Origin of the sequence: Robbsia betulipollinis (assembly GCF_026624755.1) — a bacterium.
GTDB lineage: Bacteria > Pseudomonadota > Gammaproteobacteria > Burkholderiales > Burkholderiaceae > Robbsia > Robbsia betulipollinis.
Window position 1 is genome coordinate 1 of sequence record NZ_JAPMXC010000037.1, and the last position, 846, is coordinate 846.

2 tRNA genes and 1 rRNA gene are annotated in these 846 nt (G+C 52.1%); all 3 read left to right on the plus strand.

Going from position 1 to position 846, the window contains the following annotated elements:
• The first annotated feature begins 75 nt into the window (after positions 1–75).
• A tRNA-Ile gene (locus OVY01_RS22970) sits at positions 76–152 on the plus strand.
• Positions 153–210: 58 nt separating this feature from the next.
• Positions 211–286, plus strand: a tRNA-Ala gene (locus OVY01_RS22975).
• A 305-nt stretch (positions 287–591) separates the two neighbouring features.
• Positions 592–846: ribosomal RNA gene (locus tag OVY01_RS22980) — 23S ribosomal RNA — on the plus strand; the annotation flags it as partial.

Sequence of the window (846 nt, forward strand, 5' to 3'; positions counted from 1 at the left end):
GGATCACCTCCTTTCTCGAGCAGCGTCTTAAATTGAGCGCTCACGCTTATCGGCTGTCAATACGACAGACTGAAGGGGTCTGTAGCTCAGTCGGTTAGAGCACCGTCTTGATAAGGCGGGGGTCGTTGGTTCGAATCCAACCAGACCCACCATTTAGTCCAAGTGGTTGCAATAACGGCTGGAGTTATGGACTCCGGAAGTACTGCATTTGGGGGCTTAGCTCAGCTGGGAGAGCACCTGCTTTGCAAGCAGGGGGTCGTCGGTTCGATCCCGTCAGCCTCCACCAAATTCCCAAGCCTAAGCGCTTCGCGTACGTGCCGTACGTGACGAGTGTTTCGGCTTGGCAATTGCCAACTACTGAAGGGTAGCAATACCCATCGGCTGTCGTTCTTTAAAAATCTGGAAGAAGTTCAATAAACGTCTGAAGCGCGTTAGAGATGGCGCGTGGACGACGTTTGGGTTGTGATTGTATCAAGTATCTTTAAGCGGCCTACCTCGGTAGGCCACTTGGAATACGGCACAAACCGATACTCAAAACCTGTAGCGTGGCGTCAAACGATTTGAGAGAGTCGCGAGACGTACTCGTTATAGGGTCAAGCGAATAAGTGCATGTGGTGGATGCCTTGGCGATTACAGGCGATGAAGGACGCGGTAGCCTGCGAAAAGCTTCGGGGAGCTGGCAAACAAGCTTTGATCCGAAGATGTCCGAATGGGGAAACCCGGCCCGTATGGGTCACCTCTGACTGAATACATAGGTCATTGGAGCGAACGCGGTGAACTGAAACATCTAAGTAGCCGCAGGAAAAGAAATCAACCGAGATTCCCAGAGTAGTGGCGAGCGAAATG